Raw genomic sequence first — 384 nt, 5'->3', positions numbered from 1 at the left:
CTGGAGCGCGTTTACCTGCCGACCTGGTCAGCTGCGGGCGGTCAGGATGATATTCAGTGGTACACCGCTGAGCGTCAGGCTGACGGTACTTACAGGCAGCATGTCTCAGCCAGCAATCACAAGGATTCTTTGGGTGAGTACAATATCCATCTCTATTATGTCAACAGTGCCAATCAGCTGCAGGGCGTAGCGTCTGTGAAGACGACAGTTGCTAAAAACCAGTCAAAAACAGCTCAGGGCAAAATCAGCATTCAAAATAAGAATCAGGACAGCGGCGAATTTGATATCGTTGTTTCCGAAATTCATGCCCCTCAGGGTCTGGCGCGGGTCTATCTGCCGACTTGGTCTACGGTAAATGATCAGGACGACATCCAGTGGTACACT

General features: G+C 50.5%; 1 protein-coding gene. It reads left to right on the top strand.

Going from position 1 to position 384, the window contains the following annotated elements:
* Positions 1 to 384, top strand: a 384-nt coding sequence (locus tag STRDD11_RS13390) for a GBS Bsp-like repeat-containing protein (protein ID WP_206512731.1), incomplete at both ends; no start/stop codon positions are given.

The sequence above is a fragment of the Streptococcus sp. DD11 genome (assembly GCF_001578865.1).
Lineage (GTDB): Bacteria > Bacillota > Bacilli > Lactobacillales > Streptococcaceae > Streptococcus > Streptococcus panodentis.
Note: the sequence above shows the minus strand (reverse complement) of the source record. Positions and strands in the feature narration are given on the sequence as shown.